The organism is Mycoplasma todarodis (assembly GCF_004335995.1).
GTDB classification, from domain to species: Bacteria; Bacillota_I; Bacilli_A; order Mycoplasmatales; family Metamycoplasmataceae; genus Mycoplasma_K; species Mycoplasma_K todarodis.
On the sequence record NZ_PSZP01000080.1, the window covers coordinates 1 to 724 of the forward strand.

Sequence of the window (724 nt, forward strand, 5' to 3'; positions counted from 1 at the left end):
GATGGAATCTGGTGCTCGTGGTAATATTGCCAACTTCGTTCAACTTGCTGGTATGCGTGGTCTTATGGCCAACAACTCTAAGACATTTAAGGCTGATGCGGAAAATGACGTTCTTGTTAAATCAACAATTGAAGTTCCGGTTAAATCATCATTCTTAGAAGGTCTTACTGGTTTCGAATTCTTCTCATCAACACACGGGGCTCGTAAAGGTCTTACCGATACTGCTCTTAACACAGCTAAATCTGGTTATCTAACTAGACGTCTAGTTGATGTTGCTCAAAATATCGTTGTTAAAGAAGAAGATTGTTTCTCAGACTTTGGTTTCTCAGCTAAAAATATCATTGATACAAAAACAAATACAATAATTGTTTCAATGGAAGAACGTATTACAGGTAGATTTATCAATAAAACTGTATTCGACAAGAATGGTGAAATTCTTGCTCAATCAGGAGAATTAGTAACAGCTAAATTAGCAGCTAAAATTGCTAATGCTGGTATTGATGTTGTTGAAATTAGATCAATCCTAGGATGTCATACACGTCATGGTGTATGTAAGAAATGTTATGGTGTTGACTTAGCCACAAACAGGATCGTTAATATTGGTGAAGCTGTTGGTATTATTGCCGCTCAATCAATTGGTGAACCTGGTACACAACTAACAATGCGTACATTCCATACAGGAGGGGTTGCTGGTGTTGAAGATATTACAGGTGGATTTACTCGT

At 37.3% G+C, this 724-nt stretch carries 1 pseudogene; it reads left to right on the forward strand.

The annotated features are described in order from the left end of the window. Positions 1-724, forward strand: a pseudogene (locus tag C4B25_RS04675) (DNA-directed RNA polymerase subunit beta'); the annotation flags it as partial.